At 58.7% G+C, this 16,466-nt stretch carries 12 protein-coding genes; 6 read left to right on the top strand and 6 right to left on the bottom strand.

The window, feature by feature from the left end:
- The first annotated feature begins 36 nt into the window (after nucleotides 1–36).
- Nucleotides 37–468: a DUF1090 domain-containing protein gene (locus BBJ41_RS29065; protein ID WP_069749635.1), complete on the top strand. Its 432-nt coding sequence runs from the start codon at nucleotides 37–39 to the stop codon at nucleotides 466–468.
- Nucleotides 469–549: 81 nt separating this feature from the next.
- On the opposite strand, the gene BBJ41_RS29060 is transcribed toward BBJ41_RS29065, so the two are convergent.
- From BBJ41_RS29060 to BBJ41_RS39750, 6 genes are all read right to left on the bottom strand, one after another.
- Nucleotides 550–3,612 (bottom strand): hybrid sensor histidine kinase/response regulator, encoded by a 3,063-nt coding sequence (locus tag BBJ41_RS29060; RefSeq protein ID WP_069750420.1) that lies wholly within the window; start codon nucleotides 3,610–3,612, stop codon nucleotides 550–552.
- A gap of 144 nt (nucleotides 3,613–3,756) precedes the next feature.
- Entirely contained in the window at nucleotides 3,757–4,434 is a 678-nt protein-coding gene (locus BBJ41_RS29055) for a response regulator (protein WP_069749634.1), read from the bottom strand.
- 331 nt (nucleotides 4,435–4,765) lie between these two features.
- Nucleotides 4,766–7,333 (bottom strand): fimbria/pilus outer membrane usher protein, encoded by a 2,568-nt coding sequence (locus tag BBJ41_RS29050; protein ID WP_069750419.1) that lies wholly within the window; start codon nucleotides 7,331–7,333, stop codon nucleotides 4,766–4,768.
- A 202-nt stretch (nucleotides 7,334–7,535) separates the two neighbouring features.
- Nucleotides 7,536–8,294, bottom strand: coding sequence for a fimbrial biogenesis chaperone (locus BBJ41_RS29045; protein ID WP_083282003.1), 759 nt, complete (start codon nucleotides 8,292–8,294; stop codon nucleotides 7,536–7,538).
- Nucleotides 8,295–8,401: 107 nt separating this feature from the next.
- A complete protein-coding gene (locus BBJ41_RS29040; RefSeq protein ID WP_069749632.1) occupies nucleotides 8,402–8,977 on the bottom strand; it encodes a fimbrial protein in 576 nt (191 codons plus the stop codon).
- A gap of 757 nt (nucleotides 8,978–9,734) precedes the next feature.
- Nucleotides 9,735–10,610, bottom strand: a complete 876-nt coding sequence (locus BBJ41_RS39750; RefSeq protein ID WP_083282002.1) for a fimbrial protein — start codon at nucleotides 10,608–10,610, stop codon at nucleotides 9,735–9,737.
- A gap of 623 nt (nucleotides 10,611–11,233) precedes the next feature.
- On the opposite strand from BBJ41_RS39750, the gene BBJ41_RS29035 reads away from it, so the two are divergent.
- The 5 genes from BBJ41_RS29035 to BBJ41_RS29015 all read left to right on the top strand — a co-directional run bounded on the left by BBJ41_RS29035 (nucleotide 11,234) and on the right by BBJ41_RS29015 (nucleotide 16,379).
- Nucleotides 11,234–11,497 (top strand): hypothetical protein, encoded by a 264-nt coding sequence (locus BBJ41_RS29035; RefSeq protein ID WP_069749631.1) that lies wholly within the window; start codon nucleotides 11,234–11,236, stop codon nucleotides 11,495–11,497.
- Nucleotides 11,498–11,603: 106 nt separating this feature from the next.
- On the top strand, nucleotides 11,604–11,909 hold the full coding sequence (locus BBJ41_RS29030; protein ID WP_069749630.1) for a P-loop NTPase family protein: 306 nt from the start codon (nucleotides 11,604–11,606) through the stop codon (nucleotides 11,907–11,909).
- Between the two features lie 229 nt (nucleotides 11,910–12,138).
- On the top strand, nucleotides 12,139–12,672 hold the full coding sequence (locus BBJ41_RS29025; RefSeq protein ID WP_069749629.1) for a fimbrial protein: 534 nt from the start codon (nucleotides 12,139–12,141) through the stop codon (nucleotides 12,670–12,672).
- Between the two features lie 121 nt (nucleotides 12,673–12,793).
- Nucleotides 12,794–13,555 (top strand): fimbrial biogenesis chaperone, encoded by a 762-nt coding sequence (locus BBJ41_RS29020; RefSeq protein ID WP_069749628.1) that lies wholly within the window; start codon nucleotides 12,794–12,796, stop codon nucleotides 13,553–13,555.
- 163 nt (nucleotides 13,556–13,718) lie between these two features.
- On the top strand, nucleotides 13,719–16,379 hold the full coding sequence (locus BBJ41_RS29015; RefSeq protein WP_069749627.1) for a fimbria/pilus outer membrane usher protein: 2,661 nt from the start codon (nucleotides 13,719–13,721) through the stop codon (nucleotides 16,377–16,379).
- Nucleotides 16,380–16,466 lie beyond the last annotated feature (87 nt).

Below are 16,466 nucleotides of genomic sequence, written 5' to 3'. Positions count from 1 at the left end.
CCGCCCCTCATCCATGACACACCCGCGAAATTGCTCATGAAGAAGATCCTGATTGCCGCCACCGTTCCATTCGTCCTGCTCGCCAGCACTCATGCGACTGCGGGCACGCGTCATTGTGACGCGCGGATCCAGGCGATCCAGGCGCAAATCGACAAAGCGAAGCGGTACGGCAATACGCACCAGGTGATCGGCAAGCAGGCTGCGCTCGCGCATGTCGAAGCGAACTGCAAGGGCACGGGCCACGTTGCCGGCACCGAACGCAAGCTGCGGGACAAGCAGCGTAACGTGCTCAGCGCACGGGACGATGTCCGTCAGGCAGAGGAACGCCTGCGCGAAGCCCGGGCATCAGGAGATGCGAAAGGGATCGCAAAGGCGCAGCGAAAACTCGCGAAGAAGCAGGACAAGCTGCGCGACAAGACGCGCGACCTGCAAGAAGTGGAAGCCGATCTCGGCATGTCGCAGCGCTAACGCGCCTCGCTCGGTGGTGCGCGCAGTACCCGAACCGCTCGCGCCGCCGACACGCCCCGCACACAATCCGCGCTGTTGCGCCTATGGCGCATCAACTTGCGCATCTCCACTCGCCAGACGCCTGAGCGCGAGCGTGACCGCCGCTTCGATCGAAGGCCAGATCCGTTTGAGCGCGTCGGACCCCTCGTCGCGCAAGGTCGACTCGGCGCGCGCGCACGCATCCCGTGCGTCGGCATCACGAACCAGCGCGAAACCGCCTCGCATCGAATGAAGCTCGACCCGGATGGTTTCAGAGTCGCCGCTCGTCAGCGCTGCCTCGATTGCCGCGAGCGAGTGCTGCGTCGATGCGAGTAGTGTCTCGCGAATCTCGTCGGTTATTTTCAGTTCGCGTTCCGGGTCTCCCTGCGATGCGGGTGCAACGATGTCATGCCCCGCATGCCGGCGCAACACGGCATTGAGTGCGTCGATCGATAGCGGCTTCAGCACGACTTCCACCGCGCCCGCCTTCTCGCAACGCTGGCGATCTTCGTCGGTCGCATGGGCTGTCATCGCAATCACGGGCACCCGTGCACCCTGTTCTCGCAGAAAATTCGCGAGCGCAAAGCCATCGAGTTCCGGCATCCCGAGGTCGGTCAACACGATATCGTACGGCTGCTCGAAATATGCCCGCATCGCCTCGACCCCGTTGGCCACGATCGTCGCGTCGTAACCGAGTGCATCAAGCTGATCGCGCAGCAGCGCGCGGCTCGCGGGATGATCCTCGGCTACCAGCACGCGCACCGGCTCTCCGCCAGCGCGTTGCGCCTTGACGGTTTCGTCCGTCGCCGGGGCATCGTCCAGACCGAAACCGGGCGCCCGGGCAAGGTGCGTGTCGAGATCCGACTGCTCGGCACACCAGCCGCGCGGCGCATCCGGCAGCGGTAATGCGACAACGAAATTCGAGCCTTCGCCGGGACGACTGTCGACGGACAATTCGCCATCCATCAGCCCGACGATACGTTTGCACAGCGGCAACCCGAGCCCGGTGCCCCCGAAACGCCGGTATGTCGACGCATCGGCCTGAATATAAACGTCAAACAGCGTCGACATGCTCTCCTCGGGAATGCCAACCCCTGTGTCGCCGACGACAATCTCGACACGCCGGGTTCCAAGACCGACCGGCGAGAGCCGCGCGTCTACCGTCACGGTGCCGTGCTCCGTGAATTTGATCGCGTTGCTGACCAGGTTCGTGACGACCTGCCTCAGCCGCACCGGGTCGCCTACGTAGCCATCGGCCAGCTCCGGCGAAAGACGGCATATGAGTGCCAGACGCTTCGCTTCGGCGAGCGGCTGGAAGATCGCGGTGACGTCGCGCAACAACGTGCGCAAGTCGAAGGCGATATGCTCCAGCACCATCTGGTTCGATTCGGCCTTCGACAAGTCGAGCACGTCGTTGATCACACGCAGCAACGCGTCCGACGACGACATGATCGTCCCGAGCCGGCGCCGCAACGGCGCGGTTATCTCGGCGCGCTCCATCAACTCAAGGTTGCCGACGATCGCGTTGAGCGGCGTACGGATCTCGTGACTCATCGTCGCAAGAAACGTCGACTTCGCCTTGTTTGCATAGTCGGCCGCCTCACGCGCCTCGCGGAGCTTTTCCTCCATCTGCTTTCGGGCGGTTATGTCGACCAACGTGCAAAGCAGTACATCGACGCCGCGATATCGCGTTCGCACGATGTTCACGGCAAGATAGACCGCCTCCTGGCCGGCCAGCTCGACGGCCAGCTCCCGCATCATGAAGCGCGGTGCATCGGGCGTTTGCATGCCATCCTGATACGCGCGCCAGATTCGCTTGCCGAGCGGCAAACCCGAACGTGTGTCTTCATACGGAAGAACGGCATCGTTGCGCATCATCGTCTCGCCGTCGGCCAACGACAACAAGATGATTCCGGCAGGCGCCGAACGAATCAGCGTGCGGTTGAGCGCCTCGCTTTCGATCAAGCGAATCGCGCGGCGGTTCGCAGGACGCAATGCCCTCAGGTCGAAGCGGATGATCCCGATCCAGAGAAGCGAAATCGCAATCAACGCAATTCCGGCCGTCAGACTGACGGTCTTGAAAACGGCCGCCGCAACGCTTCGCCACGAGAACGTCGCGATCATCACGAGATCGGACCCGGGCATGTAGTCCCCCATGACGAAACTGGTGCCAACGCGGCGCGCGCTCACGTGATCGCCATACGGGGCGCGCGCGTGGCCGATCGCCGTGGCTATCATCTCGCGGCCTGGCGCAGCACCGGCCAATACATTGGCGTGCGTATCGACCAATGCGTAATGATCGTCGCCGGACTGCGATGCAAGAATGTCGCCGACCTGCGCGCGACAGTTCATGATCGCCCAGGCGAACTGCTGCCCTTTGCCGTCGTACAGACGCCGGGCAAATCGCAGCACGCGACGTCCTAGCAGCGGATCGAAGTGGTTCTCGAGCAGGACGGCATTGTCACGCACGGCTTCCTGATGCCCCGCTGCAAAACTCGTATTCGACGGCGCAACTTGCTGCATCAACGACTTCAACGAGAATCCAGGCGGCAGGGCGAGTGCACGTTCGACAAGCTCGATATTGAATATGCTGAGATATTCATCGTTGGTTGCGACCAGGTAACCGGATCGACCTTTCTCGTCCGAAGTCTGGTTTACCGTGATTTTGACCTGAGGTAACGCCAACGCAAGATAGCGCGCATACCGGCTCGCCGGATACTCAGGCGTAATATGGGCCATCCCGACAAACCAGGGATGACCGCGCCGATATCCAACCATGCGCCCCTGGTCAACGATAAAACTCTGCAGTACCTCGTTCGGGACCGGCTCAGCAGCCATCCACCGCCCCTGCGCCGTGTTGACGAATTGGCCGAACAACGATTGCGTCGACATCAATTCGGCATGCAGTTGCGCCTCGCGCTTCAGAAACTCCCCGCGCACCTGCGAGAAGTAGCCAAGCACTTCGAGTCGCGCTATCAGCACGACGCACGCCAGGATGAAAACCGTGATCGCCACGCCGCTGCCATACAACAGCGTTTGCTGTTGACGCCGGACTCGGTCCGGTTCGAATGGCTTTCGACCCGCGGCCGCAATTCGCGCGCCGTGTCGTTTCAGTTTCTCTTGCATGCGCTTCATGTGGGGCAATCGTCGCGTACTGCCAGCCGGCCATTCGTGCGGATCCTGCTTCATCCGCCCTGGCCCAATACGCGATAGGTGAGCGAGTCAATGGTATCGCGCGAGCTTCATGCGATCGCGCGCGATCCGCGCCCGTTATTCCTCTTTGTGCGGGGTGCTCGACGCGGGCGAATCCGCGAATATTACAGCATCGGCATAACGGATCAGATCGACCTCGCGCGTGATGCCGAGCTTCTTCATTGCACTCGTCTTTTGCGAACTGATGGTCTGCTTGCTGCGATGAAGCTGCGCGGCGATCGCGCCCACCGTATTCCCCGCACAGAAAAGACGCACCACCTCGATCTCGCGAGAAGACAACGGCCGGGCGACAGGCTCGACATCCCCGTCGTCATTGAGCAGACTCTTGATGAACGGCGATTCGTAATGCGCGCCCACATAGGCTGCGTGCACGGCGCCGATGATGTGCGATATCGCATCCGACTTGCTCAGAATACCGCTCACGCCCTGGTTTCGAATCGCGCGCAGGATGGTGGGGGTGTCGAGCATCGTGATCGTCACGATGCGCAGGGCCGGATACCGACGCTGCAGAAACGACAGCAGCGCGAGCCCGTCGCCGTACTTGCCACCCGGCATCACGTAATCGAGCACAAGCACGTCGCTTGGCTCCTCATCAAGCGCCGCGACCAATTCAGTCGAGCTGGAAACGGTTCCCACGAGTTCGATCGTGCTGCTTCCCTGAAACGCTTGCGAAATCCCGAGTGCCGCGGCCGGATGATCGTCGGCCACCATCACGCGCAAGAAGAATTCCTTCATGATTCGTTTCCTTGATGATGTCGGGCACGTATTGCGTTCGGCGATTCGACCGACGAACGCGCTCGTGCCGTCCCGTGGATGAATAGCTACATTTGATCCTCTGAATGGAAGGTGGCGGATCGTGAATAACGTAGGAACAACTTCACCTACCGAGTGGGCTAGCGCATCGACACTGATTGCGGGCATGACATACGAGAGCCGGCGAACGCGCCTCCACGGCGCGTGACAACGTGGCCTGCCGAACGATACGGACGAACGTTCCCCGCGTTGTCATGTGCCTCGTCCGATCTTCACGCGCCCGCATCGAATATCAGGTGTTGCGCTTCAAGCATTACTTGCCGGCGACACATGTCGAATAAAGCTGTCGCACGCCACGCGCGGCCGCGCCGTGCTTTGCAACCGGCAGCATGTATTTGAGCGAACACACCTGGTCGCTCGCATCGCTCCAACGCACCGTCAACGTGCCTTGGTCATCGAGTCCGCGTGCGAAGATCCGGCTGCCCTGACCGACGACGCCGACTTCGGTGCCCTGCGCATTGACGACGGCCGCACCGAACGGCAGTGCGCTGCCGTCGCTGAGCCGAGCGTCGATCACGGCCGACTTGCCCGACGCCGTCGAGAATTCGATCAGCGGCACGGCGCCCGCGCGCGGTGCGATCTGCTGCGTGGTCGCCTTCAACTCGACGTCCGTCGACAGCCCTTCCGGGTCGAGTTCGACCGAATTGAGCGAATACGGCGTCAGGAACGGCACGATCGCATAGCCACGCCCGTCGACGCGCGCGCCCGGCGAGTTCAACACGCGTGCGCCGGCCGCGTCATCTGCCTTGACGATCGCGAAGGTTTCCGACAGCGGCTGCGACAGCGTGATCCCGCCGCGATGCGCGACCACACCGCCCCGGATGCCGACGGAGCCTTGCTGGTAGCCCGATCCTGCGCCGGCCGTCGCCGACAGTTCGCCCAGCGCGCCGCGATAGACGATGCTGCCGCTGCCGTCGTTGCTCGAGCTGCCATTGCCCGACGCCCGGTTCGCGGTGACGCTGTACGACATGTTGTCGTCACGGCCTGCGGAACCCGAGACCGTCGCGAGCGCCTGATTCTGGCCGCTCGTGCTGTGCGAGAAGCTCGTCGTGGCCGTCACCGGCGACTTGCGGCCGAGCGGGATCGTCGCGCTCACGTAGTACTGCGTGTCGCTGCGGCCCATGCTGTTCTGCTGGCGCAGCACCGACACACCGTAGGTAATGCGCTTGAACGTGTTCGAGTACGTCGCCGAATAGGTGACGTCGGTGCCGCCGCGGTTCCAGTAATTCGTCGCGGATGCCGTGAGCCCGAGTCGCCCCCCGCGTTCGCCGAGCGCCTGGTTGATCGTCACCGACGTACGACTGCGCTGCCGCGCAACCGAATCGACGTGACCGCCGTTCGCGATGCGGTCACGCGTGAGCATCGCGTCGTTCAGCCCGAAAAAGCCGTTCGTCGAGTAGCGGTATGCTGCCAGCGCGACGTCGGTCTGCGTCTGCGTGATCGACTTCGCGTAACTGACACGCGCGCTGGTGCCACTGAAGCGTTTCACACCCGGCACTGATGTGCTCGCCTGCGTGACGTCGAAGCCGAACGCGCCGAATCGCGTGTTGAGCGCGACGCCGATCATGCCGGACAAGTACCCTTGCGCGACAGTCGCGCCAGTGTATGCCGTCACCATGTTTGTCAGGCCCTGCTGCCACGTCGCCTGCATGAACAGCGGATTGCTGTCGCTTTGCGTGTCACGCACCGTACCCGCAACGAAACTGTAGCGGTGAATACCCGGCCGCAACGACATCGGCACGGCCGCATACGGCACGCTGAACTGATGGACCGAGCCATCGGCTTCCGTCACTTGCACGATCAGGTCGCCACCATAGCCGGTCGGATACAGGTCGTCGATTTCGAACGCGCCCGGAGCGACCGTCGTCTCATAGATCGTCAAGCCGTTCTGACTGATTCTCACCTTCGCGTTGCTGTTCGCCACACCCCGCACGACGGGCGCAAAACCGCGCACCGAGTCCGGCAGCATCCGGTCGTCCGACGCAAGCTGCACGCCGCGGAATTGCGTCGAATCGAACAGTTCGCCCGACGTATACGATTCGCCGACGGTGAGCTGCGATTTGAGCGCGGTGAGGTCGCGGCGCGCATAGGTTGCGATGTCCTGATACTGGGCGCCACCGCCCGTCGACCAGCTATACGAGCCCTCGTGACGAAAACGCCAAGCGCCGACGTTGACGCCGCCCGTCAGACCGACATAACCCTGCGTAAGCGTCGGGCCACCGCTGCCGCGACGGCTGTACACGTTCGCGTTGTAATTCAACATGCCGGCCGTCACACCGTCGTCCCATCGCTCGGGACTCACGTAGCCGCGCGGGCTGCGACGCAGCGCCGTTTGCGGGATGCTGAGGCGCAGACGCTGTTCACCAAATTCAAACGCCGCACGTGCGTCGGGAATTGCATCATCCACTTCGACGCATGCACGTTCGTCGCGCAGCTTCGACAGCACGTTTGGCGCGAGCCGCTCCATATCGACACCGATCGATTCCAGCTGTGCTTCGTCGAAGCACGGCTGCGCGTCAACCGATTGCGCCGACGCGCGGAATGTGACCTGCATCGTCGTGACGAGGTTTTCGTTCACATAGACGTCAACGCCATACGTACCTGGCGTGGTCGTATTTCCTTTTTCAAACCGTGACACGTCGACCTGCCCGCGGGCCTCGCGGGACAAGAACCCACTGTCGAACTCCACGCTCGCCACTTGCGTAGCGACCGCTTGCGATTCGGCATGCGCGTCCGAATGTACGGATGCGCCATCCGCGTGGACCGTCCAGCCGGCAAGCGCGGACAGCACCATCGAATAGAGTACATTCTGACGTGGCATGCGGAGCACGCTTTCGTTCGTTTTGAGATGTAGGTTCATGGTCGATTGTTATTTATTTCGTTATGCGAATTTATCGGCGAATTACTCCGCAGAAAAAATCTCCCAATATCGATCAATGCTGCCGAATGGACTCTGAAAGAGCTACCGGCCTTCGGCATCGACCCATCGCGCAAGCCATTACTACGTCGGGCAACGCGGTCGATCAGTCGTGTGCCCCGCCTCCGACCTTGACTTGTTTGATCGGCTTGATGGTGCCCCAATCGTCGATGTAGCTATAGTCGACAACGGCGCTTGCAGGCTCGGCCGCACCCGACGGAAGCGGAAACTCCTTCGTCTCACCCGGCCGCACGAAGCTCGGTTTCAGTTCGTGCTTTTGGCCGCCTACGTTGATATCGAGCTCGCCGAGATTCACGACGTACGGCGACGGGTTCGAGGCCTTCAACGCATATCCGTTGCCGCCCGACTGGCGCGCAAGCGTCCACTTCAATTGATCCGCTGCCGCCTCCGGGTGCCCGGCCAGACCGCTCGGGCGATACATCACCTTGATTCTTGAACGGAACGCGAGTTGAACCTTGTTCGCGGAATCCCCCGCACTCGCTTTCGGCGGAATTTCAAGCACGTTGAGCCAGAACAGCGACTCTCGATCCGCAGGCAGCGATTCCTGCGTCTGGATCAGGCGCAGCGATTGTCCTTTTCCGGCATCGAGCCGGAACATTGCCGGCGTGAGCACGAACGGCACCGAAATCTGCTCGGGCGTTTCCTTCTCGTTGCCGGTGTCGATCCATGCCTGAACGAGCGCGGGCGCAGTGCCATCGTTCATCAGGCGCACGGTCACCTCACGGCTTTCGCCAGGAAAGATCACGCGCGTTCCGGTGATGACGACGCTGGCTTGCGCACTGCCCATCCATAACGTTGCCAATAATGCAAATGCGGCCGTCGCCTTCGGTAGCTTCCAGTTCATAGGTCTTCCGTTGGAATTTGGCGCCGACGATCACTCCGTGTGGAGGCGGCCGACGTGAGGATTGGAGGATTGCCGCCCGGCATTGCGCCAAGCGGCCCAGTAACGGGTTACTGGTAATCGAGCGAGTACTGCACACGCGTGTTTGCCGAACCGGCGACCGACTTGCCGGTGGCGTAGTATTCCGCGAAGTAATTCAGCGTTGCGCCGCCGTCGGTCAGCGTCACGGCCTGCGAGTTCTGCTGCCCGCCCGCAGCACCCGCCACGATCGGCGCCTGCTTGTCGTTCAGCAGATTGATCTGGACATTCTTCGCGACCGTGTCTTCCGCGCCAGCCGAGACGAGATTCAGGCGGCCGCTAGCAGCGTCGATCGTGTCGCCGGGCTCGAACACGGTCGAAACCTTCGTCGAGTCACCCGTGCACCCGCTCAGCACGATCGAGAACGGCGTGCGGCCCGCCACATTGCCGGCAGTCGTAAGCGTGCTTGCGGAAACGCTCGGCAGTTTCACGGTCATGTTTTTGCTGCCCGTCGCACCGCCGCCCGCACCGATCGAACAGGTGGTCGACAGCACCTTACCGTTGAACGCGATTTCACCGTCAGCCGCCATCGCGGGAGACATCGACGCGATGATGCCCACTGCTGCCAGACCCTGAACGATGCGTGCGACGTTGATTTTCTTTTGCATGTGATTACCTCAAATATAGTTAAGCAATCTGAATAAACCGCTCTTGGAAATTGAATTCACAATCCAAACATTGCGAATCACATTTCAAGAACAATTATCCAGATCAGGCGAAAACATGAATATTTGACGTGAACGAATGTTATCTGCCATCGCATCGTACTTGTACTAATTCCAAAGACTGCACTGCGCTGACGGGCGATTTCTTCGATAGAGTCCTATCATTTGAATCGCGGGGACAGACGCGACAGAATGACGCAGGGATACATGAAGTACGCAGACTCAACCTACCGCATGTCGACGCGTCAAATCTGAACGAAAGCAAATCGCCAAAATCGATTAATGATTGAAAATTAATCGATCGACAATCTTGTTACCCAATGGAATTTGAAATGAATATAGAAAATCTATCTCGGATGGATGCACACTACTCCGATCGCCCCGCCCCTGATAAGCGAAATGACTAGTGTGTCCGAGTAGATTGTCGGTCCCCGCATCTTTTGAAGATACAAGGCGGCAACTGAGGGCGCGGCTGTCACGCTCCCCGTCAATCGGATCGCATGACGCGCCCGGCCGGTTCGGATGGTGCTGCATTGCGCGCCCCGCCGAGCATTCAGAGGGGCACTACGCCTAACGGAGTTCGCATGGAACATTCGCGATGCATGCGCACATCGAAGTTACAGACGGCCACGGTGGGCCGGTTGAAACCACACGCCCCGCTCCATGAACATCGCGCCATGTCGCGACGGACGAGAGCTTGCTACTGGTAATCGAGTAGTACAAGCGCACCTGCCCGCACCGTTCCACCTGTGACCGTTTCCGCTGTCTGCACATACGCAGCATTCAACGGAATGTCGACCAACGGCGCTGCGCTACCGTTGTAAGGGGTCGCGATCGAAAAATAGAACGGCAGCGGCAGGTCGGTTTTCGCATCGGTCAACTTGACTCCAATTCCGCTCGCAGTCGATTCGGGCCGCAGTTTCAACCATCCGGGACGGTTGCCTACGCTGCCGTCCAGTGGCACCACCTGATACCCGACCCGGTTATAACCCGCCGGACAGTTCGTCAGCCGAAGCGAAAAAGGCCGGACTCCGGCCGTCGAGCCGATACCCCGAAAGCTCGTTCGAGACACATCCGGCAGATTGACAGTTTGATTCGGGACTGAACATGTTCCGTTGATGAAATTAACATCAGCCGAAAACGATATAAGCGTAGTATCCGATGAAATTATTCCGGTTTTGTACGTGATTTGAAAATAACTCCTGAAAGGCCCCGGCCTTATCTCGCCATTCTTCGGAGTTCTGCTGTCCCTGAATAACTGGACTTCAAGCGTGTTCTGCACGGACATCCGTGTCGTCGAAGTCAGTGGCACGCCATCCAACAATAGTCGGGTCGATAGACCGTCGACCGTTGTCTCGAGATCCGGTCCCCCGCTCGTGAGAAGCCCCCCTTTCGGGTTCAAGATAGCGTACGTCACTTCGCAAACGCTTTTTCCACAAAACGCTTGTGGCGTAATGTAGTGACGAGCCAGAATGGTGCCGGATGGCGTGTTCGAAGGCGCAGCTATTCGGCCACCACCAAATGCCGTTATCGTCTCAGTACTGTGCGCTTCCCATGGAAAAAATGCACCGACCATCAACAAAATCCCTGGCAAGTACCTCGCATTGATTCCAGTACGTGATTTCGCCTTGATGCTTCGACGCGACAACGTTCGCCGAGCGATTGCGCTCGCTAGCGATGATATTTTTAACGATCTCACAGACAGGGTATTTTTTATTTCGGGCACGACATGCCTCCGGCGATAGAAGTTTCAGCACGCGTACTTGCACGGCTGACCATAGACGATGGTGAACATGCTATGGCACCAACGAGGCACGATGAATGCGACACGTACCAAATCTACATATTTATGCATCGTACAAGTACGAATAACAATCTCGTCGCCACCAAATCCAAACAAGTGAATGCATAGTTCGTCGTGCAGCGCGAATGGCAGCACGACGCCGGCTCCGATAGATGCTCAGATTTCATACACTAGTTTTCCCGCAACGTCACTGCATCATAGTCTTTTTCAACGATCGAAAATTCAACACTTCCGCCGACCGGCCCAATACCCATTCCGGTATTTACCAGGCCAATCTGACGCGATAATCAATTGAGCCCCGGATATGCGAACCCGCGCACAATATTCCACATGATCGACGTACATGTAGCGGCCACATACAAACACACCTCTCGATCGTCGTACACGCAAACAAAATGAATGTGAAACATTTGATTCAACTGGAGGTCGAGTTCATACCGGTTTCCGTCGCGCATCCGTCGCCGGCCGCGGATCTGCTCGACGCGGAATCGACGCCGCGCGGAAATTCGACACCGGCATTTCAGCCGCGCGCACTGGTTGATGGAAACTACACAAAGCGGGATCAACCGAACGCGCCGTACACGGCCGCCGTTCGCCGGCATAGCGTGTCGACCACCATCACACTAACGATCTTCGATGCTGCCCGGATTGCCGACTAAAGGCGCGACGGCACACGGCCCGACCAGACACACATCGAGGAAGCTGCGCGACTCGCGCAGGTCCACGACGATATCGCCGTCATGCTAATTAGCGATCAGTGGCGACATGGGTTCGTCGCCGTCGGACAGTCAGTGCCCGCGCGTGCTGCTCGTGCACGCGTTCTACATGCCCTCTCGCAAGCCTGAGATTCTCGTACTCGACGAGGCGACCAGCCACCTAGAGGTCGAGCGCGAGCGGCTGGTCAACGATGCGGTGCACGCGATGGACGTCACGCGGATCAGCATCGCGCACCCGCCAGAAACGATTCGGCGTGCGGGTCGGTTGATCTTGCTGGCGTACGGATGCGTGCACGAGAGTGATCCCGATGCATCCGCCCCCCCTAATTCAAACAGAGCCAAAACCGGCATTTAACAGTTTTTGCCATCTATTTATCTCACAATTTCACACAATAGATTTCGTACCGGTCCTATACAAATTAACCAGCATTTAATACTACGACGTATATGCTGAATTTTAAAGATGCGCGAAAATTCCCCTCGAAATGTCACCCATCAAATCGAGATGCTTAATTTTAGTTAACGATTTTTTTTGCGATATTTCGATAATCTCAACCTCCCAAACTTTTAAAAGATAGGTAAATATGAATAAAGCACTCGTATCGACGCTTGCAACTGTCGCGGCACTTGCTTCGTTTTCGTCCATCGCCCAAGCGGCGGATGGCCTGATCGAGTTTTCCGGTTCGTTGACGTCGGCAACCTGCAAGATCAATGGCGGCACCAAAGACTTCACTGTGACGCTGCCGTCCGTCTCCACCAATACCCTGACTAACGCTGGCTCGTGGGCCGGCCGACAGCCCTTCAAGCTTTCGCTGACCGAATGTCAACCGACAACCGGAATCGTCAGCGCATACCTCGAACCGGGTGCGACGGTCAACCCGACGACCGGCAACCTGAAGCTGGACGCAGGCGGTGCGACGAACGTCGAAATCGCTCTGCTCAACAGCAACTACGACAAGATCAACGCATCGTCCCCGATCGGCTCGCAGAACGTCGACAAGGTCAACATCAGTGCCGGCAAAGCGGATCTGCAGTTCTATGCACAGTACCAATCGCTCGGTAGCGCCACGGCTGGTGCAGCGAAATCGCGCGTGAACTACACGATCACGTACCAGTAAGCGTACAAGCGAGCGGCCGCCAGAGACTCGGCGGCCGTTCCGTGCAATCCCATCATGTCGATTTTCACTCGAAAAACCTTCACAGAAAATATAATTATCCGATGAGGTTATAGAAATTAAGATGAAAAAATCATTGATAAACCTCATATACTCGATGCTGATATGTGTAGGCTCATCAACAATTTGTGCACATGCTAGCGTCGTAATAGACAACACTCGAGTCATTTTCCCGGGCAGCGAACGCGAAGTCACAGTCAAATTGAAGAACGCCGGAACGCGGCCGGCACTCATTCAGACGTGGCTCGACAAAGGAGATCCTCGGGCATCACCTGACAAGATCGACGTGCCGTTCATGCTGACACCGACAATGTTTCGCCTTGACGCAAAGAAAGGTCAGGCGATTCGACTGATCTATACAAAGGAGCCACTCGCACTCGATCGGGAAACGCTCTTCTGGCTGAATGTCCTTGAAGTCCCGCCGGAGGCGACCGATGATGCCGCTGGCGAAAACCGCTTGCAACTCGCATTTCGTACGCGGATCAAGGTAATGTTTCGCCCGAAAGGACTGCCCGGTGATCCGCTCGATGCGCCGGGAAAGGTCAAATGGTCCGTCGTTCGCGACCCGAGCGGGCACGGCTATGCGTTGAAGGGAAAAAATCCTACGCCGTACTTCGTCAATCTCGGTGAAGTCAAGTTGAAGACACCCACTGGCAACTATAGTGCGGGATCTGGTTACATTGCACCGCTGGCGTCTGAAACGTTTCCCATCGAAAAACTCGGGCAGAAGCCGGATGTCGACGCTGAAGTCGACTATTTGTCGATCAACGACTATGGTGCCGGGCTACCGGGCACGGCCCAACTCGATACGCAGACTCATCGCTGATCTTCGACGGATCGACTGACCGTCAGGCGCTGCGGATTCGATACGGCTCCAATCCGCCGATTATTTCCAATTCACTCGAGAATCCGGACGACGCAGCCGTGCTCCGGTTGATCTTTCACGCCCGCACCGGGGGCGTGACAATCGATTAGTTGTGCAACACGATATGAACATCATCCAATCCGACATTCGGCGTAAGGCACTGTGCCTCCGACCGCTCTGCGCGGCCATGTTGTCGGCGCTGCCTTTCCATGATGCCACTGCATCGATCACCGAATCGGGCGGCGAACCGTTCGCGGTCGCCCAGGTGAAATTCGACAAACGATTCTTTCCGTCGGGTAGCAGTGCGACAACCGATTTGACTCGCTTTGAGAAAGGCAACGCGGTGTTGCCCGGTACGTACAGCGTCGATATTTATGTCAATGACAGCTGGAGCGGTCGCGCTGATGTTCGGTTCGATGTCCCGGAAGGATGGCACGGTGTAGACGCACACGCGTGCTTCGACAAATCTTTGCTGGCTCGTATCGGCGTCAGTCTAGCGAAACTCGCTCCAGCAACTCAGGAAACGCTGAGCGTTCCAGACGCATGTTTGCCGATTGACCGAATCGTCGAAGGCGCAACCGCCGCCTTCGATTTTGGTGAACAGCGTCTCGCCCTTACCATTCAGCAAGCGTCACTGGATCGAAATCCGCGCGGATACGTACCCGAAGAATTATGGGACGCTGGTGTAAACGGTGCGTTTGCCGGCTATGACGCAAACATCTATGCATACAACAACAGCGGAGCCGGTACTCAGACCCAAGGTTACCTTGGCCTGAACGGGGGCGTGAATCTCGGCGCATGGCACTTTCGACACAACGGCTCGTATGGTTGGGATTCGCAGGGGCGGTCGCAGTATCAAAGCCTCAACACCTACGTGCAGCGCGATGTGGCGCGACTCTCCTCGCAACTGGTCGCAGGTGAGTCGTATACGACGGGTGAGTTGTTCGACTCGGTCGGCTTTCGCGGTATTCGGCTTGCGACCGATGACCGGATGCTTCCGGACTCGCTGCGTGGGTACGCGCCGACGATACGAGGTGTAGCCAACAGTAACGCAAAGGTTAGGATTACACAAAACAGTGCAACGATCTATGACACGACGGTCGCACCCGGTGCATTCGAGATCAATGACCTGTATGCCACGGGCTACGGCGGCGATTTGACTGTCCAGATAACCGAGGCGGACGGCAGCGTACATTCGTTCAAGGTGCCGTATGCGTCGGTACCGATGTCGTTGCGCCCCGGGATCAGTCGCTATAGCGTGACCGCAGGCACGCTTCGTGATTTGCAGCTTTCCGGCAATCCACTGTTCGCGCAGGGAACCTGGCAACGAGGATTCACGAACGCATTGACGGGATATGTGGGCGCGACGTTCGCAGCGGGTTACGGCTCGGCGATCGCGGGCGGTGTACTCACGACCTCGGTCGGCGCATTCGGCGCCGACTATACCCAGTCAACCACGACCGTACCCGGATTCGGTCGGATGACCGGCGGCAGTGCCCGTGTCAGCTATTCGAAGAACCTGCCGCAAATCGGCACGGACATCTCTATCGCAGCGTACCGCTATTCGACAGGGGGGTTCCTCGATCTGAGCGCCGCGATGCAGGCGCGCGATGCCGTAACCTCCGGGCAGGTCGGCATCGACAGCGTAATACGTCCGCGCAATCGCGCACAGGTCACGCTCGGTCAGCAACTCGGACAACGCGGCGGCCACTTGTCGCTGACAGCCTCAACCGTCAATTACTGGAATCAGCGCGGGTCGGATATCAATTTTTCAGTCGGCTACAGCAACACATTCCGTAACGTGGGCGTGAGCCTTCAGGCAACGCGGCAGCAAATGGCGTTCGGTCGACAAAGCACGCTTTACTATTTGAGCCTCACGATTCCGCTCGGCCGTACCTATCCTGTTACGGCAACTTCGAGTGTCTCGTACGATACCGACGGCCGTACGCAGGTCCAGTCGATGCTGTCTGGCTCCCTCGGCGTGGATCGCAATTTGTCATATGGTGTCAGCGTCAATCACAGTGCAAGCGACAGTATGCGGAATACGGCCGGTAGCGCGAATGTGCTGTACCGCGGTCGTCTCGCCGACGTCTCTGCCAGTGCAGGCTCGAATGGTGACAGCTCGCAGGTATCGATCGGCGTACGTGGTGCGATCGTGGCACATCCCGGCGGCATCACGCTGTCCCAACCGTTGTCGGAAACGATCGGCATTATCGAGGCGAAGGGAGCGGGCGGCGCACGTGTGCTCAATGCGTCCGGCGTAAAACTCGACAGTCGCGGATACGCTGTCGTGCCGTACCTCACACCTTATAGCTTGAATTCGGTTGACGTTGACCCGCAAGGACTCTCTACCGACGTTGAGCTGAAAACTACCAGTCAACAAGTCGCCCCCCGCGCCGGTTCGATCGTCATGCTCAGGTATGAGACGAACACGGGCCGCTCGGCAGTCATTCGAGCGATGCAGTCAAACGGCGAGGCGCTGCCCTTTGGTGCGAACGTACTTGATGCGGAAGGTAATCTTGTCGGAGTTGTCGGGCAGGCAAGCAAGATTCTCGTTCGCGGCATACAAGACCACGGCGAACTTTCAGTACGTTGGGCTAGTACACCTGAAGCCCGATGCACGATTAAATACGACATTCCGGTTCGCACCGGTCATTCGCAAACGACCGGCTACCAGCGTATCGATACGGTATGCCGGCTCGGAGATGCCAATCCGAGAATCAGCGGTATTCCTGGCGACCGACATGCCTCCGAACCGTCAACGCACCCGACATCGTCTGACTAGCGGCTCGATATTCAATTTTCCGATCGCCATAAAAATTGATCGAGATAATTTTCATTTAAAACACCACCCATCACTCAGCAACATGCC

This window comes from Burkholderia stabilis (genome assembly GCF_001742165.1).
In the GTDB taxonomy this organism is placed as follows: domain Bacteria; phylum Pseudomonadota; class Gammaproteobacteria; order Burkholderiales; family Burkholderiaceae; genus Burkholderia; species Burkholderia stabilis.
Note: the sequence above shows the minus strand (reverse complement) of the source record. Positions and strands in the feature narration are given on the sequence as shown.